At 53.9% G+C, this 17,142-nt stretch carries 15 protein-coding genes and 1 riboswitch; of the genes, 9 read left to right on the forward strand and 6 right to left on the reverse strand.

The genetic code is table 11. The annotated features are described in order from the left end of the window. Positions 1-72: 72 nt before the first annotated feature. Positions 73-381, reverse strand: coding sequence for an accessory factor UbiK family protein (locus JK223_RS12055; RefSeq protein ID WP_212714428.1), 309 nt, complete (start codon positions 379-381; stop codon positions 73-75). Positions 382-551: 170 nt separating this feature from the next. Further along, positions 552-700: riboswitch (FMN riboswitch) on the forward strand. 109 nt (positions 701-809) lie between these two features. Between JK223_RS12055 and ribB the strand changes: the two genes are divergently transcribed. Both ribB and ygiD read left to right on the forward strand, forming a co-directional pair. Then, positions 810-1,466 carry a 3,4-dihydroxy-2-butanone-4-phosphate synthase gene (gene ribB, locus JK223_RS12060; protein WP_212714429.1) on the forward strand — a complete coding sequence of 219 codons (657 nt, stop codon included), beginning with the start codon at positions 810-812 and terminating at the stop codon, positions 1,464-1,466. A 181-nt stretch (positions 1,467-1,647) separates the two neighbouring features. Beyond that, positions 1,648-2,433 (forward strand): 4,5-DOPA dioxygenase extradiol, encoded by a 786-nt coding sequence (gene ygiD, locus JK223_RS12065; protein WP_212714430.1) that lies wholly within the window; start codon positions 1,648-1,650, stop codon positions 2,431-2,433. Positions 2,434-2,488: 55 nt separating this feature from the next. On the opposite strand, the gene JK223_RS12070 is transcribed toward ygiD, so the two are convergent. The 3 genes from JK223_RS12070 to tolC all read right to left on the reverse strand — a co-directional run bounded on the left by JK223_RS12070 (position 2,489) and on the right by tolC (position 5,932). Beyond that, positions 2,489-3,649, reverse strand: a complete 1,161-nt coding sequence (locus JK223_RS12070) for a glutathionylspermidine synthase family protein (protein WP_212714431.1) — start codon at positions 3,647-3,649, stop codon at positions 2,489-2,491. Between the two features lie 8 nt (positions 3,650-3,657). Then, positions 3,658-4,308 (reverse strand): DUF1190 family protein, encoded by a 651-nt coding sequence (locus tag JK223_RS12075; protein WP_212714432.1) that lies wholly within the window; start codon positions 4,306-4,308, stop codon positions 3,658-3,660. Positions 4,309-4,450: 142 nt separating this feature from the next. Then, positions 4,451-5,932, reverse strand: a complete 1,482-nt coding sequence (gene tolC / locus JK223_RS12080) for an outer membrane channel protein TolC (RefSeq protein ID WP_212714433.1) — start codon at positions 5,930-5,932, stop codon at positions 4,451-4,453. A gap of 224 nt (positions 5,933-6,156) precedes the next feature. On the opposite strand from tolC, the gene nudF reads away from it, so the two are divergent. The 5 genes from nudF to parE are packed head-to-tail and all read left to right on the forward strand — an operon-like array spanning position 6,157 to position 10,615. Further along, the gene (nudF, locus tag JK223_RS12085) at positions 6,157-6,792 is read left to right on the forward strand and encodes an ADP-ribose diphosphatase (RefSeq protein ID WP_212714434.1); all 636 of its coding nucleotides are present in this window, start codon (positions 6,157-6,159) and stop codon (positions 6,790-6,792) included. Beyond that, on the forward strand, positions 6,789-7,214 hold the full coding sequence (locus tag JK223_RS12090) for a DUF1249 family protein (protein WP_212714435.1): 426 nt from the start codon (positions 6,789-6,791) through the stop codon (positions 7,212-7,214). The genes nudF and JK223_RS12090 overlap by 4 nt, the downstream gene beginning before the upstream one ends. Positions 7,215-7,259: 45 nt before the next feature. After that, positions 7,260-8,087: a 3',5'-cyclic-AMP phosphodiesterase gene (gene cpdA / locus JK223_RS12095; protein ID WP_212714436.1), complete on the forward strand. Its 828-nt coding sequence runs from the start codon at positions 7,260-7,262 to the stop codon at positions 8,085-8,087. 3 nt (positions 8,088-8,090) lie between these two features. Beyond that, on the forward strand, positions 8,091-8,672 hold the full coding sequence (gene yqiA / locus JK223_RS12100; protein WP_212714437.1) for an esterase YqiA: 582 nt from the start codon (positions 8,091-8,093) through the stop codon (positions 8,670-8,672). 47 nt (positions 8,673-8,719) lie between these two features. Then, positions 8,720-10,615, forward strand: coding sequence for a DNA topoisomerase IV subunit B (parE, locus tag JK223_RS12105; RefSeq protein ID WP_212714438.1), 1,896 nt, complete (start codon positions 8,720-8,722; stop codon positions 10,613-10,615). A 665-nt stretch (positions 10,616-11,280) separates the two neighbouring features. Here parE and JK223_RS12110 read toward each other — a convergent pair. Then, entirely contained in the window at positions 11,281-12,198 is a 918-nt protein-coding gene (locus tag JK223_RS12110) for a DMT family transporter (protein WP_212714439.1), read from the reverse strand. A 419-nt stretch (positions 12,199-12,617) separates the two neighbouring features. Here JK223_RS12110 and JK223_RS12115 point away from each other — a divergent pair, with 419 nt between their 5' ends. Then, a complete protein-coding gene (locus JK223_RS12115; RefSeq protein WP_212714440.1) occupies positions 12,618-13,541 on the forward strand; it encodes a LysR family transcriptional regulator in 924 nt (307 codons plus the stop codon). Here the strand turns inward: JK223_RS12115 and JK223_RS12120 are convergent. Further along, a complete protein-coding gene (locus JK223_RS12120; protein ID WP_212714441.1) occupies positions 13,534-14,115 on the reverse strand; it encodes an NAD(P)H-dependent oxidoreductase in 582 nt (193 codons plus the stop codon). The two genes, JK223_RS12115 and JK223_RS12120, sit on opposite strands and share 8 nt — an antisense overlap. Before the next feature lie 624 nt (positions 14,116-14,739). On the opposite strand from JK223_RS12120, the gene parC reads away from it, so the two are divergent. Continuing rightward, positions 14,740-17,031, forward strand: a complete 2,292-nt coding sequence (parC, locus tag JK223_RS12125) for a DNA topoisomerase IV subunit A (protein WP_212714442.1) — start codon at positions 14,740-14,742, stop codon at positions 17,029-17,031. Positions 17,032-17,142: the final 111 nt, after the last annotated feature.

Consider the following 17,142-nt stretch of genomic DNA (forward strand, 5'->3'; position numbering starts at 1 on the left):
GTAAGCGGAAGGTGAAAGTAGCCCCCCTTACAGGGGGCATTCTCAAAAGCCACCTTCTAAGAAGGTGGTCTTTTACTCTGCCGCAGACGGTTTGTTGTCTTGTGCGTCAGCGTCGGCCACGACCACAGGAACGTCGGGTGTATTCTGACTTTCCAGCGCGGCCAGACGTTGCTCCAGCGCAGTCAGTTTTTCACGGGTACGCATCAGCACCTGAGTCTGGATATCGAACTCTTCACGGTTCACTAAGTCCATCCGGCCCAGTTGCGCCTGTAATACCTGACGAATTTTCTTTTCGACATCATCGCCCAGCGTACGGATCCCCTGCGGCATCGCGTCATGTACCTGGCGGGCAAGTTGTTCAATTTTCTTCGTATCTATCATGGCTGTTTCCTGTAATGTGCGCCCGAAAGCGGGCCGGTGGCTGTCCCGGATAAGATTAAGTGTAATGCTTCAACGGTAAACGGGAAACCATAAATTAAAAGCAATAAATGTTAATAGCTTTTGTCTTTCCCCTGATTGCCGTTTTTCCGGATTGGGGATATAGTGAATTGGCTTATTCTCAGGGCGGGGCGAAATTCCCCACCGGCGGTAAATCAGTGTCTACTGAAAGCCCGCGAGCGCTTCAGCTTCTGGCTGAAGGTCAGCAGATCCGGTGTAATTCCGGGGCCGACGGTTAAAGTCCGGATGGGAGAGGGTAACGATAGTCCAATGGCCCCGGGTGGGTCCATGCCGTTATTTTTTATGTCTTCCTGACATTCCTCCTAAGCTGCCCTGATTCTGGTAACGTTGATAATCAAAGGATTTTTACCATGAATCAGACTCTTCTTTCTGAATTTGGCACGTCTGAACAACGTGTAGAACGTGCACTGGCTGCACTCCGGGAACAGCGCGGCGTTATGGTGCTGGACGATGAAAACCGGGAAAATGAAGCGGACATGATCTTTGCCGCAGAAACAATGAGCGTTGCGCAGATGGCGCTGACCATTCGTCACGGTAGCGGTATCGTCTGCCTGTGCCTGACCGAAGAACGCCGCCGTCACCTGGATCTACCGATGATGGTGGACAATAATACCAGCGCGTACGGGACCGGGTTCACCGTGACTATCGAAGCGGCTCAGGGGGTTACCACCGGCGTTTCGGCACAGGATCGTATTACGACGGTACGCGCGGCAGTGGCCGACGATGCCCGGCCTTCCGATCTGAACCGTCCCGGCCATGTATTCCCGCTGCGCGCCCGTGAAGGGGGAGTGCTTTCCCGTGGCGGCCATACGGAAGCAACGATCGATCTGGTTCGCCTTGCCGGGTTTAAACCGATGGGTGTGCTGTGTGAACTGACCAACGATGACGGTACGATGGCCCGGGCACCGGAAGCCATTGAATTTGCAAAACAACATAATATGCCGGTCGTGACTATCGAAGATCTGATTGCCTGGCGTCAGGTGCACGACAACCGACAGGCGGTTTAATCCCGCCACCGCTCCTCCTGAAAGCTGACATCCCGTCAGCTTTTTTTATGGCTTGCCGCCCCCGCCGGCCCTGTCTTTGTTCAAATTCATTGAAAATGATCATCACCGATATCCGGGTGTAATCCGTGAGGGAAAGCGTATCGTGTAATGCATTAGCCCAACTGAATTGCGGAATAAATATATGACAGCTTCACGTATGCCGGCGGTGTTTCTCGGTCATGGCAGCCCGATGAATGTACTGGAAGAAAATCGTTATACCGAATGCTGGCGCGAACTGGGGGAACGCTTACCCCGGCCCGACGCCATACTGGCGGTTTCTGCCCACTGGTATACCCGTGGTACGGCGGTAACCGCTATGGAGCAGCCTCGCACCATACATGATTTCGGCGGCTTTCCGCAGGCATTGTTTGATACGCAGTACAATGCTCCGGGGGCTCCGGCACTGGCCCGGACAGTGGCAGAGCTATTGTCGCCGGTCCCGGTCGCTCTCGATCAGCAGTGGGGGCTGGATCATGGGTCATGGGGCGTTCTGATTAAGATGTATCCGGATGCCTCCCTCCCGGTCGTGCAATTAAGCATCGACGGAACCCAGCCGGCCAGTTATCACTTTGCGCTTGGACAAAAGCTGGCTGCTTTACGTGAGCAGGGAGTGATGATTGTCTCCAGCGGAAACGTGGTTCATAACCTGCAGAAAGCGCGTTGGGGAGGCGGGGATGAAGTGTACCCGTGGGCAGAATCCTTTAATGATTTTGTCCGTGAGAACCTGAACTGGCAGGGCGAGCCGTCTCAGCATCCGCTGGTGAATTTTATGCAGCATGAAGGCGCGGCGTTATCTAACCCGACTCCTGAACACTATCTGCCATTACTTTATATTCTGGGCGCATTTCAGCCGGGTGATAAGATCTCTGTGCCGATCGACGGTATCGAGATGGGATCCCTGAGTATGCTGTCGGTGCTGGTGGAATAACGTTACGATGGCGGGGATCGCCGGGATCCCCGCCGGTTGCCTCTCTCCGATCAGCTTATCCGGTGAAATAGTGCGGGTAAAAGCGGGAAAGATCCTGAGTGATCAGTTGCTTATCTTCCCTCAGCCCGATGCCCGCCGGCGCATCATCAATCAGCCAGCTACCGATGACGGTGTAATTGCCGTCAAACCCCGGGAGCGGGTGAAACTGCTGAATAATGTAGCCTTCTTCGCCGTACGGGCCACCGGCACAGGCAATTTCGCCCTGACTATCCATGATGCGGATGTTAGCACCCTCGCGCGAAAATAAGGGTTTGATAACATATTTCTCTGGCAGCGGCGGGTTATCTTCAGCAAACCACGCCGGTAACAGGTTCGGATGGCCGGGAAACATCTCCCATAACAAGGGCAGGATGGCTTTATTCGAGATAATACTTTTCCAGGCCGGTTCCAGCCACCGAACCCCGGCATCGGCCAGTTTCATGGAGAAGGATTCCCTGAACATATGTTCCCAGGGATAGAGCTTGAACAGATGACTGATCACTCTGTCGCCGGTATCGGTAAACTGACCTTTTTCACCCAGCCCGATATCATCAATGTACAGAAAATCATTATCAACGCCTGCTGCACTGGCGCAGTCCTGCAAATACTGTACTGTTGCACGGTCTTCGTCGGTATCACGACAGCAGCTCAGGTGCAGCAGGGGTATGCCGGAATGCTGTTGTAACTGACGGAAACGCTCAATCAGTTTTTCCTGCAGGCTGTTAAACTGATCACTGCCGGCGGGCAATTGCCCGGCCGCTAGCTGGTCCTCCAGCCAGATCCACTGGAAAAAAGCGGCTTCATACAGCGAGGTCGGTGTATCGGCATTATTTTCCAGCAGTTTGGCATCACCTTCGCCTCCCCACGCCAGGTCCAGTCGGGAGTAGAGCGATGGCTGCCGGCTTTTCCATGCATCGGCAACAAACGGGCGGACATGTGCCGGTATGCAGAATTTATCCAGCAGTGTTTCGCTATGTATGACTCTGTCGACCGCCTGCAGACACATCTGGTGCAGCTCTGCCGTGACTTCTTCCAGGTAGTCAATCTGTGACAGCGTAAAACGGTAACAGGCTTCTTCACTCCAGTAGGGTTCGCCATACAGCGTATGGAAATTGAAGCCATATTCTTCGGCTTTTCTGCGCCAGTCAGGACGTTCGGTGATCCGTTGTCGTTGCATACCCGGCATCAGCCTCCGAAGGTTCTGCCGCTGCGGGCAGCGGGTGCAGCGCTGTGACGTTGCATAGGCATCTGGCGGGCCACGGACTCGCCGAAACCGCCCCGGGTAATAGTAGTGGTGGTCGCCGGTTTCGGTGTCATGGCGCTTTTCGGCACGGTCGCACTGCGTCCGCCCGCTGCCGGACCGTAGCTCCGGCCGGAAGCATCCACAAATTGTCCGCGGGCCGGGCTGGTGGCACTGCGCGGACTGAACAGCGGCTGAGCCATCCCTCCGCCCATCATCCGTCCCATCATGTAGCCGGCCATCAGCGGCATCCAGGGGCTGCTGCTGTGCTGAGCTTCAGTCCCGGCGGCTGCCGGCACCTGCTGGCACTGATTATCACCAAATTCGGCGACGCAATCTTCACGGGTGGCATATTTCGGGGCGGTACGTGCGGCTTCTTTAGCGGCACTGTTATAAGCGCTGGTACATTGTGTGCTCTGACCGGGATTTGCCTGACTGCACTGGTCAGCATTCATATACATTGAGACTTTTTCGTCTTTTTGCTCGCAGCCAGTGACCATAAATACTGCAGAAATAGCCATCGCAACCGGTGTCAGATGACGGGGTTGCCAGCCTTTACGAAAGGCCGCATGACGTATGTTTTTTGTCCGTTTCATTATATTTTTCCTGAACCCAGAGATCAGGGCTAAGAATAGGGGATGGCTGGTCGAAAATGAAGCAGAAGCAGGGAGTGTGCGGGGATCTTTACGTTGTTATACGTTTCGCCGGGGAACAGGGCTGCCCCCCGGCAAATCAACGTTAGTGGCGGAAAGGATTGCCACCACGGGGTGATGCGACGTTCTGACGGGCTGCGGCCGGGGTGACGGCAGCACTGCCTGGCGCAGAGCCATTGCCATCCGCCGCGGCATCCTGTTGCGCATTTTCAGGCGCAACAGTATCCGGGGATGTCGAAACGTCTTTACCCAGCTGAGCATTCAGCGCGGCCAGGTCCTGTTCATTCAGGGTACCCAGCGCATACTTGATATTCAGCTGGTTAATCAGATAGCTATAGCGTGCATCTGACAGCTGCTGTCTGGCGTTGTACAGGGTAGTGGTGGCATCCAGTACATCGACGATGGTACGGGTCCCCACCTGGTAACCGGCTTCCATCGCATCCAGAGAACTTTTCGCAGAGACGACGGCCTGTTTATACGCATTAATGCTACTGATGGAGGCATTAACGTTATTAAACGAGGAACGCACGGTCTGTACCGCAGAGCGGTGTGCGCTTTCCAGTTTTTCACTGGCGCTGACAAAGCTGTATTCAGCCTGTTTTACTTCAGAGGAGACCGCGCCGCCGCTGTACAGCGGAATGGAAAGGCTCAGTCCGACCTGAGTGGTGCCGGCGATGGAGTCCTGGGTGGATGACGTGGTGTGTGTGCGGTAGCCATCGTACTTGCTGTTAGACATCCCGGTCGATGCCGTCAGCCCCAAGGTCGGCATATGGCCGGTTTCGGCATATTTAATCTGTTCACGGGCCAGATCCTGTGAAAGACGCGCGGATAATAAGGTCAGGTTATGATTATCGGCTTCTTTCAGTAATGCTCCCACGGCTTCCGGCTTCTCGGTGCTGAAACGGGAAATATTCAGAGACGCCAGCGCGTAATAATCATTACCGGTCACCTGACGTAAGGCTTCCACCTTATTATCCAGATTATTACGGGCAGTGACTTCGTTGGCTAATACACTGTCATATTGTGCGCGGGCATTCTGTACATCCGTAATCGCCACCAGGCCGACATTAAAACGCTGCGTCGTTTGGTCCAGTTCGCGATAAATGGATTGTTTCTGCGCTTCGGTATAAGAGAGCGTATCGATAGCACTCAGCACATTAAAATAGGCTGTCGCTGTATTCAGGATAAGATCCTGTTGGGCAACCTGATAAGTGACATCCTGAATACCGGCCGTTTTTTCCTGTAACGTCAGCGCACGCCATTTAGACATATCAAAAATAGTCTGTGTCAGCTGCAATGACGCGCTGCCGGTATTAGAGCGGATACCACTGTTGTCACGATAACCACTATTAAATGTGTAATCGCCGCCCAGACCTAACTGAGGTAACAGAGGACTGCGTGATTCATTAATTTTTTCGAACGCGGCATCACGATCGGCAGCAGCACTGCGCAGGTCAGGGTTAGAGGTACGGGCCTGCTGGTAAACCTGGAGAAGATCTTCTGCCTGGCTAAGCTGTGTGAAGCCGGCAAGGCTCATGCCAATAATGACGGGGAGCAATTTTTTCATTTGCATTCCTTGTATTGCAGCGAAATTGCATAAATGGTGCTGTCGGGTGCCAAAAAATAATCAGCGATTCTATCAGAGTCAGACGGCATGTTAAGTTGGCTTAACGTGCCATCCGGGTTGGATAGCGCGAAATAAGTGCCATACAGATACCTGCAACGGGGTGTAACAATTGCAGTATATAACGTTATACCGGGTTGTCATCAGACGTTATCAGGAGTATCGCAATGACGGAAATAAAAAAATCGCCCATCACTTTCGGGCATCACGATGTAGAAATTATGACACGGGAAAGCCGGTATAAAGGATTTTTTTCTTTAACGAGCTATCGATTTCGCCATCGTTTATTTTCCGGCGGGATGAGTCCGGTGATTGAACGTGAGGTTCTGGAACGGGGCCACGCCGTCGCCGTTCTGCCTTATGACCCCCGGCGTGACCAGGTGGTGCTGATAGAGCAGATCCGCATCCCGGCCTATGATACCAGTGAAACCCCGTGGCTCCTCGAGATAGTGGCGGGTATGATAGGTGAGGGAGAATCGGATGAGCAGGTGGCACGGCGTGAAGCAAAAGAAGAAGCCGGTTTACTGCTGGGCCGGCTGAAACCTGTGATAAATTATTTGTCGAGCCCCGGCGGGACCAGTGAACGTATCACTGTACTGGCAGGTGAGGCCGATGCCTCGACGGCGAAAGGATCTCACGGGCTGGCAGAAGAGAACGAGGATATTCTCGTCCGGGTGGTGAGCAGGGAGCAGGCTTATCAATGGGTAGAAAAGGGGATTATCGATAATGCAGCAACAGTGATTGCCCTACAGTGGCTGGAGCTGCATCACAGACGACTACAAGAAGAATGGAAGGCCACATGACTCAACGTTACACTCCCGATTTCCCTGAAATGATGCGTCTCAACGAGACGAACTATGCACAACTGCGTCGACTGTTACCCCGGGATGAGCGGGAAGGGGAGAGCATTACGTATCAGATTAACGGTGCCCGTTACCGTCTGACCGTTGAAGAGTCCACGCGCTACACCACCCGAATTAATCTTTGCCAGACAGCCCCTGCCGTCAGCTACTGGAGTCTGCCGGCGATGTCTGTCAGGTTGTATCACGACGCCCGTGTTGCGGAAGTGTGTTCAACGCAACAGATCTACCGTTTTAAAGCGCGCTATGATTATCCGAATAAAAAATTACATCAGCGTGATGAAAAGCATCAGATCAACCAGTTCCTTGCCGAGTGGCTGCGTTACTGCCTGCTGCAAGGGACGATGGCCGAAGCGATGTGTTAAATCCGACACCTTCCCCGATAATAGCGTGCTCACTAAGGATATCTCTTGGATAGTGTGTTAATACCCCGGATCGCCGATAACTCACAGATACGCGTGCTGCAACTGACGGATACCCATCTGTTTCAGGGCCGGCACGAATCTTTGCTGGGCGTCAATACCTGGGCAGGTTTCCAGGCGGTATTAGAGGCGATTATTGAGCGGCAGGATCATTTTGATTTAATTATTGCTACCGGTGACCTGGCTCAGGACCATTCGGTTCAGGCCTATCGGAATTTTGCGGAAGGGATTTGCAGGCTGCCCGCCCCCTGTGTGTGGTTGCCGGGGAATCACGATTTTCAGCCAGCCATGTATGATACGCTGGCCAGTGCAGGCATCAGTCAGTCCAGGCATGTTCTGCTGGGGGATCACTGGCAGATGCTGCTGCTCGATAGCCAGGTCTATGGCGTGCCCCATGGCATGCTCAGTGATTTTCAGCTGGAATGGCTGGAGATGACACTATCCCGTTCGCCGGAACGTGATACGCTTATTCTGTTGCATCATCATCCTGTGCCGTCCGGATGCCGCTGGCTCGACCAGCATAATCTGCGGAATTCCCATCAGCTGGATGCCGTACTGCAGTGGTATCCCCGTGTCAGGGCGCTGATTTGCGGGCATATCCATCAGGAAATGGATGAAGACTGGAAGGGCCGTCGGGTGCTCTCTGCACCTTCCACCTGTGTCCAGTTTAAGCCCCATTGCAGCGGTTTTACTATCGATGCTCTGGCCCCGGGCTGGCGTACCTTAACCCTGAAACCGGGCGGTGAAATGGAGACTGCTGTTTACCGGCTGAAAACGACCGACTTCCTGCCCGATCTGGAATCTGAAGGATATTAGTCCATGTCTGTTTTGCTTTACCTGCATGGTTTTAACAGTTCCCCCCGTTCTGTGAAAGCGACCCTGCTGCAGCAATGGGTGCAACAACATTACCCGCAAATCACCATGATCACGCCACAATTACCGGATCATCCCGATAACGCCGCCCGGAGTCTGGATGAGCTGGTCACCGGATTTGCCGGAGAGCCTGCGGGCATTGTGGGGTCGTCGCTTGGCGGGTATTATGCCACCTGGCTGTCACAGCGTTTTATGTTGCCGGCGGTGGTGATCAACCCCGCCACCCGGCCATTTGAACTGCTGCAACACTATCTGGGCGATAACCGGAACCCGTACACGGGCCGGGAATATGTGTTAGAGTCTCGCCATATCCATGACCTGAAGGCGATGCAGGTCGACCCTCTGGTCGCACCGGATCTTTTATGGCTGTTATTACAGACCGGCGATGAAGTCCTCGACTACCGGCAGGCGCTGACGTATTACTCAGCCTGCCGCCAGACCGTCGAGGAAGGGGGAGACCATGCCTTCCGCGGTATTGAACGCTATTTTCCACAGTTGATTGATTTCCTGGGATTAGCCTGCGACTGACACTGCAGCGCGAACCAACCTAATTCAGAAAAAACGAAAAGAGAACAATGACCCAATCAAGTTATAACGCGGATGCTATTGAGGTACTGACCGGGCTTGAGCCTGTCCGTCGGCGACCGGGCATGTATACGGATACTGCGCGTCCTAACCATCTTGGACAGGAAGTCATTGATAACAGTATCGATGAAGCGCTGGCCGGGCATGCGAAACGCGTCGAAGTGATTTTGCATGCGGATCAGTCGCTGGAAGTGATTGATGATGGCCGGGGGATGCCGGTCGATATCCACCCGGAAGAAGGGGTGCCGGCGATTGAATTAATTTTCTGTCGTTTGCATGCCGGGGGTAAGTTCTCGAATAAAAACTACCAGTTTTCCGGCGGATTACACGGGGTCGGGATCTCGGTGGTGAACGCACTGTCGACCCGTGTTGAAGTTTCTGTTCGCCGTAACGGTGAAGTCTTCGCGATGGCCTTTGAAAACGGTGAAAAAGTCGAAGACTTACAGGTGGTCGGCACCGTCGGTCGCCGTAACAGCGGGACACGGGTTCACTTCTGGCCGGACGCCTCATTTTTTGACAGCCCGCGCTTTTCCGTTACCCGGCTGACCCATCTGCTGAAAGCGAAAGCGGTTCTGTGCCCCGGGGTGGAGATTATCTTCCGGGATAAAGCGGCTAATACGGAACAACGCTGGCGTTATGAAGACGGTCTGACCGACTATCTGAAAGAGGCGGTAGATGGCCTGATCACCTTACCGGAACAACCGTTTGTCGGAACATTTTCCGGCGATACGGAAGCCGTGGACTGGGCCTTGCTCTGGCTACCGGAAGGCGGAGAGTTACTGACCGAGAGCTACGTTAACCTGATCCCGACAATGCAGGGCGGAACGCACGTTAACGGACTGCGTCAGGGACTGCTGGATGCGATGCGCAACTTCTGTGAGTACCGCAATATCCTGCCGCGTGGCGTTAAACTGTCCGCCGAGGATATCTGGGATCGCTGTGCTTATGTGTTATCGGTCAAAATGCAGGATCCGCAGTTTGCCGGTCAGACCAAAGAACGCCTTTCTTCACGTCAGTCTGCGGCCTTTGTTTCGGCAATTGTTAAAGATGCCTTTAGCCTGTGGCTGAACCAGAATGTTCAGCAGGCGGAACAACTGGCAGAGATGGCCATCAGTAGTGCTCAGCGCCGTATGCGTGCCGCCAAAAAAGTGGTGCGCAAAAAGATCACCAGCGGCCCGGCCCTGCCAGGCAAGCTTGCCGATTGCACGGCCCAGGATCTGAATAAGACCGAACTGTTTCTGGTGGAAGGGGATTCCGCCGGCGGTTCGGCTAAACAGGCCCGGGATCGTGAGTATCAGGCGATTATGCCGCTGAAAGGGAAGATCCTGAATACCTGGGAAGTCTCTTCCGATGAGGTCCTTGCTTCACAGGAAGTTCATGATATTTCTGTGGCGATTGGGATGGATCCGGATAGTGAAGACCTCAGCCTGCTGCGTTACGGCAAAATCTGTATCCTGGCGGATGCGGACTCCGACGGACTGCATATTGCTACCTTGTTGTGTGCATTGTTTGTCCGTCACTTTCCGGCACTGGTCCGTGGCGGCCATGTCTATGTTGCGATGCCGCCATTGTATCGTATTGATTTGGGGAAAGAAGTTTACTATGCCCTGGACGAAGACGAGAAAGCCGGTGTGCTGGAACAGCTGAAACGCAAGAAAGGCAAAGTGAATGTTCAGCGCTTCAAAGGGTTAGGTGAAATGAACCCGATGCAATTGCGTGAAACCACACTGGACCCTAATACCCGCCGGCTGGTTCAGCTCTCTGTCGATGACAATGACAGGGAGGAAACCCTGAAGATTATGGATATGCTGCTGGCGAAGAAACGTTCTGAAGACCGTCGTAACTGGTTGCAGGAACGGGGTGATAAAGCGGATATCGAAGTCTGAATACCGGCCAGGCAGACCGCTGTCTGGCATTGAGCCCCGTTGCTATGGCCTTGCCGGGAGACCCTGGCAGGCCATCCCCGTATTATTACCGGCGTCCACTCCTCCGGTCTTTACTGACTCATTGATCCCGTGCACCACCAGACAGCCCGTCAGCTCTTATTACCGGCAGGATGAGCGGACTCATATCCTTTGTTATTCCGTTTATTATCCACCCCGGCTCTGCCCGTCGGTGTCAGTCGTCTGTTCGGGCAGTGGTTGTAATCCCTGAATACTCACTGAATCACCGATACCCGCTCTGCCAGCCGTCCTGAGTTATTACCGGCCGGATCAGCGGATGTATTTCGTAAGTATTCATTGAATCACTCACCCCGGGTATCAGGTGACAGCCCGCATTAAAATCCTCAGTGATACCCTTCAGACGGACTTTTACCCTGTGTGCAGACGCATTTTATCTCCGCACTCACCGTGTTGCTTATCTTCCTGCCGAGGTCTGACTTCGGTGGCAGGGGGATCCTGCAGGGGAGGGCTGTTTTCGGGTGAAGACAGGCCACGACACAAGGCCCGGTCACGGCATAAGCCGCCCGGGGGACAGATATCCCGTAAACTCACCGGAAGAGTGTTACGCATGTTCCTGCCGCCGGTGAAATCCCCGCTATCTGCGGTGCTTACAGTTCGGTTAACTGCCGGGCTGAGCGGTTGCGATCCGGGGCCAGAGTGATAAGCACCACGGAAAAAAGTATTAATAAAGAGCCGGTCCATTCGGGGAAGCCAAAAGGAACGCCCAGCAGTATCACCGACAGGAAAGCGCTGCTCAGCGGCTCCGCACAACTCAGAATACTGGCATTCTGGCTTCCGGTCAGATAAGCCCCTTTCAGGAACAGACTGAAAGTCAGTGCGGTACCGATCAGAATCAGATAACCCAGCGCCAGGCCGCCGGAAAGGCCCAGCATATGCAAATCCAGGCCCGGCAGATAAAAGGGTACCAGAACCGCACCAGCTATCAGCATACTGACGCCAGTGACAGACAATGTACCGAAACGGCGTATTAAGCCCGAAGAATAGCCGGCGTTAAACGCCGCCGCGCAGGCGGAAATCAATCCCCACATCAGGCCCGAAACAGAAAGCTGTAATGATGTCAGATGCCCCTTGGTTGCCATTAACAGGGTGCCTGCCAATGAGGTCATGACTGCAATACAAATCATTGCTCCCGGTAATTTCCGGCGAACAACAACGGTGTAAAGCACCAGTACGACAGGGGCCAGAAACTGTAAGACGGTAGCGGTCGCGGCATTGGTCTTCTCTATAGTGACCAGGAAGGAGAGCTGTATCATCAGCGTCCCGAACAGACTGAAAATAATCAGCCTGCTCACTGTCGCCCGTTCACGAAACATTTTCCCCGGCTGACCGCCCTGTAACCGGCCCAGCAGTGTCAGGATCAGACCGGAAAACAGTAGCCGGATCATGGTGACCGCGCCGGGAGTCAGAGGATAAGACCGGAAAAGGTACTGGGCACTGACCCCGGAACTTCCCCACAGCGTCGCAGCCAGCAGAACCAGATAAACTCCCTGACGAGATGTATTCATTAATTTTGTACAAACCCTTGCGTAAAAAAGTATAGAAACCATTTTCTGGCGTCAGTGTCACGTCAGCATCAGCCTGTCTGATAAATACAGAGTCTGGTTTTGCATCTCCGGAGTCTGTTAAACAATTATTGTCCCCTCAGGGGACCCGGGTAAAGTATGTTTATACGGGAAATAAAAGTCATTGTGATAATTGCCAGCAACACGGCGGCGATGGATCAGGTCAGCATGAGGCTGACGTCCTGAAAAGACAACGCCAGCCCAACGGCGAGCGGTCAGGGGAAGTGGTGAGCAGGTATATTGTGCGGGCTCTCTGGTCACCGTGGGCCTGCTGATGGCAAACTCGGCACGATAAGTAATAATGACAGCCTGCCAGGTCACTCCGGCCTGAGGTATGGCGGGAACCTGCCGGGAAACAATGAATGAAAGTGACTCTTGAGGATATGCGCATCTGGATAGCTGTCGTGGACAGTGGCTCTATCACGGCCGCCGCCGCACAGCTGGATATGACTTCGTCGACAGTTAGCAGAACACTGAGCCGCCTGGAGCGTAAGCTCGAAACCGCCCTGATGTTACGTACGACCCGCAGAATGGCGCTGACACCGGAAGGGACCTTATTTCTGCAGCGGGCCCGTGAAATCGTGTCTGCCATGGAATCTGCCGAAGACGAACTGGCGATCCGCCGGGAAACCCCTGCGGGGAGATTACGCATCAACACCGCACCTTCGTTTATGCAGCATGTCATTGTGCCGTTTATTGGCGGATTTATGGAAAAATATCCGCAGATTGAACCTGAACTGGCCACGGACGATTTACCCATAGATCTGCTGGAGCAGCAAACGGATATCGCTATCCGGATGGGCGTATTACCGGATTCGGGGATCCATGCCCGGTTACTGGGGTACAGCCCGTTACGGTTATTTGCCAGTCCGGACTATCTTCGCCGCTATGGTATGCCGCGGCACAGTGACCAGCTTAGTCAGCACCGCACACTGGGGTTTACCCAGCCGGCCGTGCACAATCACTGGCCGTTACTGACTGCGCAGAATGAACTTTTGCAGGTGACGCCGACCTTACGGGCCTCGAGCGGAGAAACCATTTTGCAGCTGGCGATTGCCGGACAAGGGATAGCCCGGCTCTCGGACTTTGCTTCTGCCTCTGCGCTACGTCAGGGGCTGCTGGTTCCGGTACTGGAAAACGTTCTGCATCCTATGCATCTTCCGGTACATGCGGTGTATTACCGCAATGCCTCTCTGGCCGTGCGGGTTCGCTGTTTTCTTGATTATCTGCAACAGACCGTACATCAGCACGGTCTGTTAGTGAACGCCTCACCGTCAGTCAGTTAAATACTGTCTGTAAGTGCTGCTGGTATTGCGAGATATACAGCGGTACTTGCGGGTCTTTAATGACATCGTTACAGATAAAGGTCGGTAACGGACTCATCCCCAGGAACTGACAGGCTTTATGGGAATGCAGGTATACGCCATCGACCCCGACACCTTCAAAGAATTGCTGCGGATCGGTGAAGGCCTCCAGCGGGGCATTCCATGTCAGAGATAACATGTATTTTTTACCCTGCAGCAGTCCACCGGAACCGTATTTTTTGCTGCTGTCTTCGCGGCTGCGCCCGTCACTGGCATACAGACGGCCATGACCATAGGTAAAGACTTCGTCGATATATTTTTTAACGGTCCAGGGTTCACCCATCCACCAGCCTGGCATCTGGAAAATAACCACATCATGGCTAACGAATTTATCGATTTCTGCCTCGATCTCGTAGCCCTGATCGATTCGTGTGACGGAGACCTGATGACCAAGACGACGAAGCTCTGCTGCTCCTTCTTCACTCAGGGTGTGATTTAATCGTCCGGCGGAGTGACCGAAAGTGGTGCCTCCATCAATGATCAGGATCTGACTCATACGTGTTTCCTCATTAAGTATTTTTACGCATTATGGTCTCTGTGAATCATTATGGTGTCTGTGAGTGAGGAAAAAAACCCGACATACCGCACAAGAATTTTGCCGCTGGTGCAATAATCCTGCGGCATACCTGCGATCCTTCGACCGCAGCTCGCCGTCATCCCTGACCGATGGCCTGGTCAGGTAACTTTCAGCCCGTAAGCTGACCTTGTGCATCCGCGAGAGAAGGCTTTGCCGGCAGGAGATGCTTATCGTCCCCCTTCCGGCAGAGATAACCGCGATGTCCCCCCTGACCGCCACGGGATTGATCCCGAAACGGGTTACCGGTCTGAGTATAGCGGCGGGACAGCGGCTATAATGATGACCTCCGCCGGTCCGGCCGAAAATCAATGGCGGAAAGGGTATCGTAATAAACCGATCCTTATGCTCAGGCCGGGGGCACAAAGAGAGTCTGCTGACGGGGCAGTCACGGCGTTTTCCGCCGCTCAGCGGTCGGTGTGAAAAACCTTCCGGTGCTGCCTCCTGTTAGTCCCTGTGACTAAGCCCGGTGAATAATGTACTATCCCCGCCAGATAACCGCCAAAGACTGGTGTCTGGCTGGCCGCGAAGTGAGGATTGATTAAGATGAGCGACATGACCCGGGACGGCACTGAACGTCTCGCATTGCATAAATTTACGGAAAACGCATACCTGAACTATTCCATGTACGTCATCATGGACAGGGCGCTGCCCTATATCGGTGACGGACTGAAGCCGGTTCAGCGGCGTATCATCTATGCAATGTCTGAGCTGGGGTTGAATGCCAGTGCCAAATTTAAAAAATCAGCGCGTACAGTCGGGGATGTGTTAGGTAAATATCATCCGCATGGCGACAGTGCCTGTTATGAAGCGATGGTCCTGATGGCTCAGCCCTTTTCCTACCGTTATCCGCTGGTGGATGGCCAGGGGAACTGGGGGGCACCGGATGATCCTAAGTCCTTTGCCGCAATGCGTTATACCGAATCACGGTTATCGAAATATGCGGAAATCCTGCTCAGTGAACTGGGGCAGGGCACGGTCGACTATGTGCCTAACTTTGACGGTACGCTGGAAGAACCGAAAATGCTGCCCGCCCGGTTACCGAATATCCTGCTGAACGGGACGACCGGTATCGCGGTGGGGATGGCCACCGATATTCCGCCACATAACCTGCGGGAAGTCGCCAATGCGGCCATTGCACTGATCGAACGCCCCTCGACTACACTGGATGAGCTGCTGGATATCGTGCAGGGCCCGGATTTCCCGACGGATGCCGAAATCATCACTCCGCGCAGCGAGATCCGAAAAATCTATGCCAGCGGACGCGGCAGTGTCCGGCAACGGGCGGTCTGGAAAAAAGAAGATGGCGAAATCGTCATTTCTGCACTGCCGCATCAGGTCTCCGGGGCCAGGGTCCTGGAACAGATTGCGACCCAGATGCGTAATAAGAAGCTGCCGATGGTGGAGGATCTGCGTGATGAGTCTGATCATGAAAATCCGACCCGGCTGGTGGTTGTGCCGCGTTCTAACCGTGTCGATGCAGAGCAGGTGATGAATCATCTGTTCGCCACCACGGATCTCGAAAAAAGTTACCGCATCAACCTGAACATGATCGGCCTGGACAACCGGCCGGCGGTAAAAGATCTGCGGGAAATTCTGAGCGAATGGCTGGTTTATCGCCGTGAAACGGTGCGTAAGCGTCTGAACTTCCGGTTGGATAAAATTCTGCGCCGGTTAAATATCCTGGCCGGTTTGCTGGTCGCCTTCCTGAATATCGACGAAGTGATCGATATTATTCGTACAGAAGATGCCCCGAAACCGGTACTGATGTCGCGTTTTGAACTCAATGATATTCAGGCAGAAGCGATACTCGAGTTGAAGTTACGTCACCTGGCGAAACTCGAAGAGATCAAAATCCGTGGTGAGCAGGATGAGCTGGAGAAAGAGCGTGATGAGCTCCAGGCTTTACTGGCGTCAGAACGGAAGATGAACACACTCCTGAAAAAAGAGCTACAGGCCGACAGTAAAACCTATGGTGATGACCGCCGCTCTCCGCTGTGTGAACGTTCAGAAGCGAAAGCGATCAGTGAAACGGAACTGGTGCCTTCCGAGCCGGTGACGATCGTTCTTTCGCGGATGGGGTGGGTCAGAAGTGCGAAAGGCCATGATATCGATCCGGCCGGGCTGAATTATAAATCCGGAGACAGTTATCTGGCTTCCGCCCGCGGGAAGAGTAATCTCCCTGTCTCCTTTATCGATTCCAGTGGACGAAGCTATACCCTTGATCCGAACACCTTACCTTCGGCACGAGGCCAGGGAGAACCACTGACCGGCAAGCTGACACTGCCGCCAGGGGCGACCATGGAACATGTGCTGATGGAGGCGGACGATCAGCGCTTGCTGATGGCCTCGGATGCCGGCTATGGCTTTATCTGTAATTTCAGTGACCTGCAGTCGCGTAACCGTGCCGGTAAAGCCTTACTGTCACTGCCGGCCAATGGCAAAGTAATGGCACCGCTGGCGGTACATCATGATGACGACATGCTGCTGGCGATCTCTTCTGCGGGCCGGATGCTGATGTTCCCGGTCACTGATCTGCCCGCGTTATCCAAAGGAAAGGGCAATAAAATTATCTCTATTCCGGCGGCCGAAGCGGCCGAAGGGAAAGATAATCTTGCCTGGTTACTCCTGCTGCCGCCGGGCAGTGTAGTGACGTTATATGTCGGAAAACGCAAACTGACACTGCGTGAAGAGGATCTGCAAAAATTCAGAACTGAACGCGGACGCCGCGGTACCTTGCTGCCTCGCGGATTACAGCGTATTGATCGGGTGGAAGTCGATGCGCCGTCACGGGAAGGCGCAGAGGGTGATGCCGACAGTGAGTCTTCTGAGAATTAACCGATTGATATTTCTGCCGGCAGATTCTGCGAACCTGAAAAAAAACGTTATACTTGCCGGCTGAAAAAGTATATCAGGGTAACCACAGCACTGACCGACGGCCAGAGCTGT

Source organism: Tatumella sp. JGM118 (assembly GCF_018257515.1).
In the GTDB taxonomy this organism is placed as follows: domain Bacteria; phylum Pseudomonadota; class Gammaproteobacteria; order Enterobacterales; family Enterobacteriaceae; genus Tatumella; species Tatumella terrea.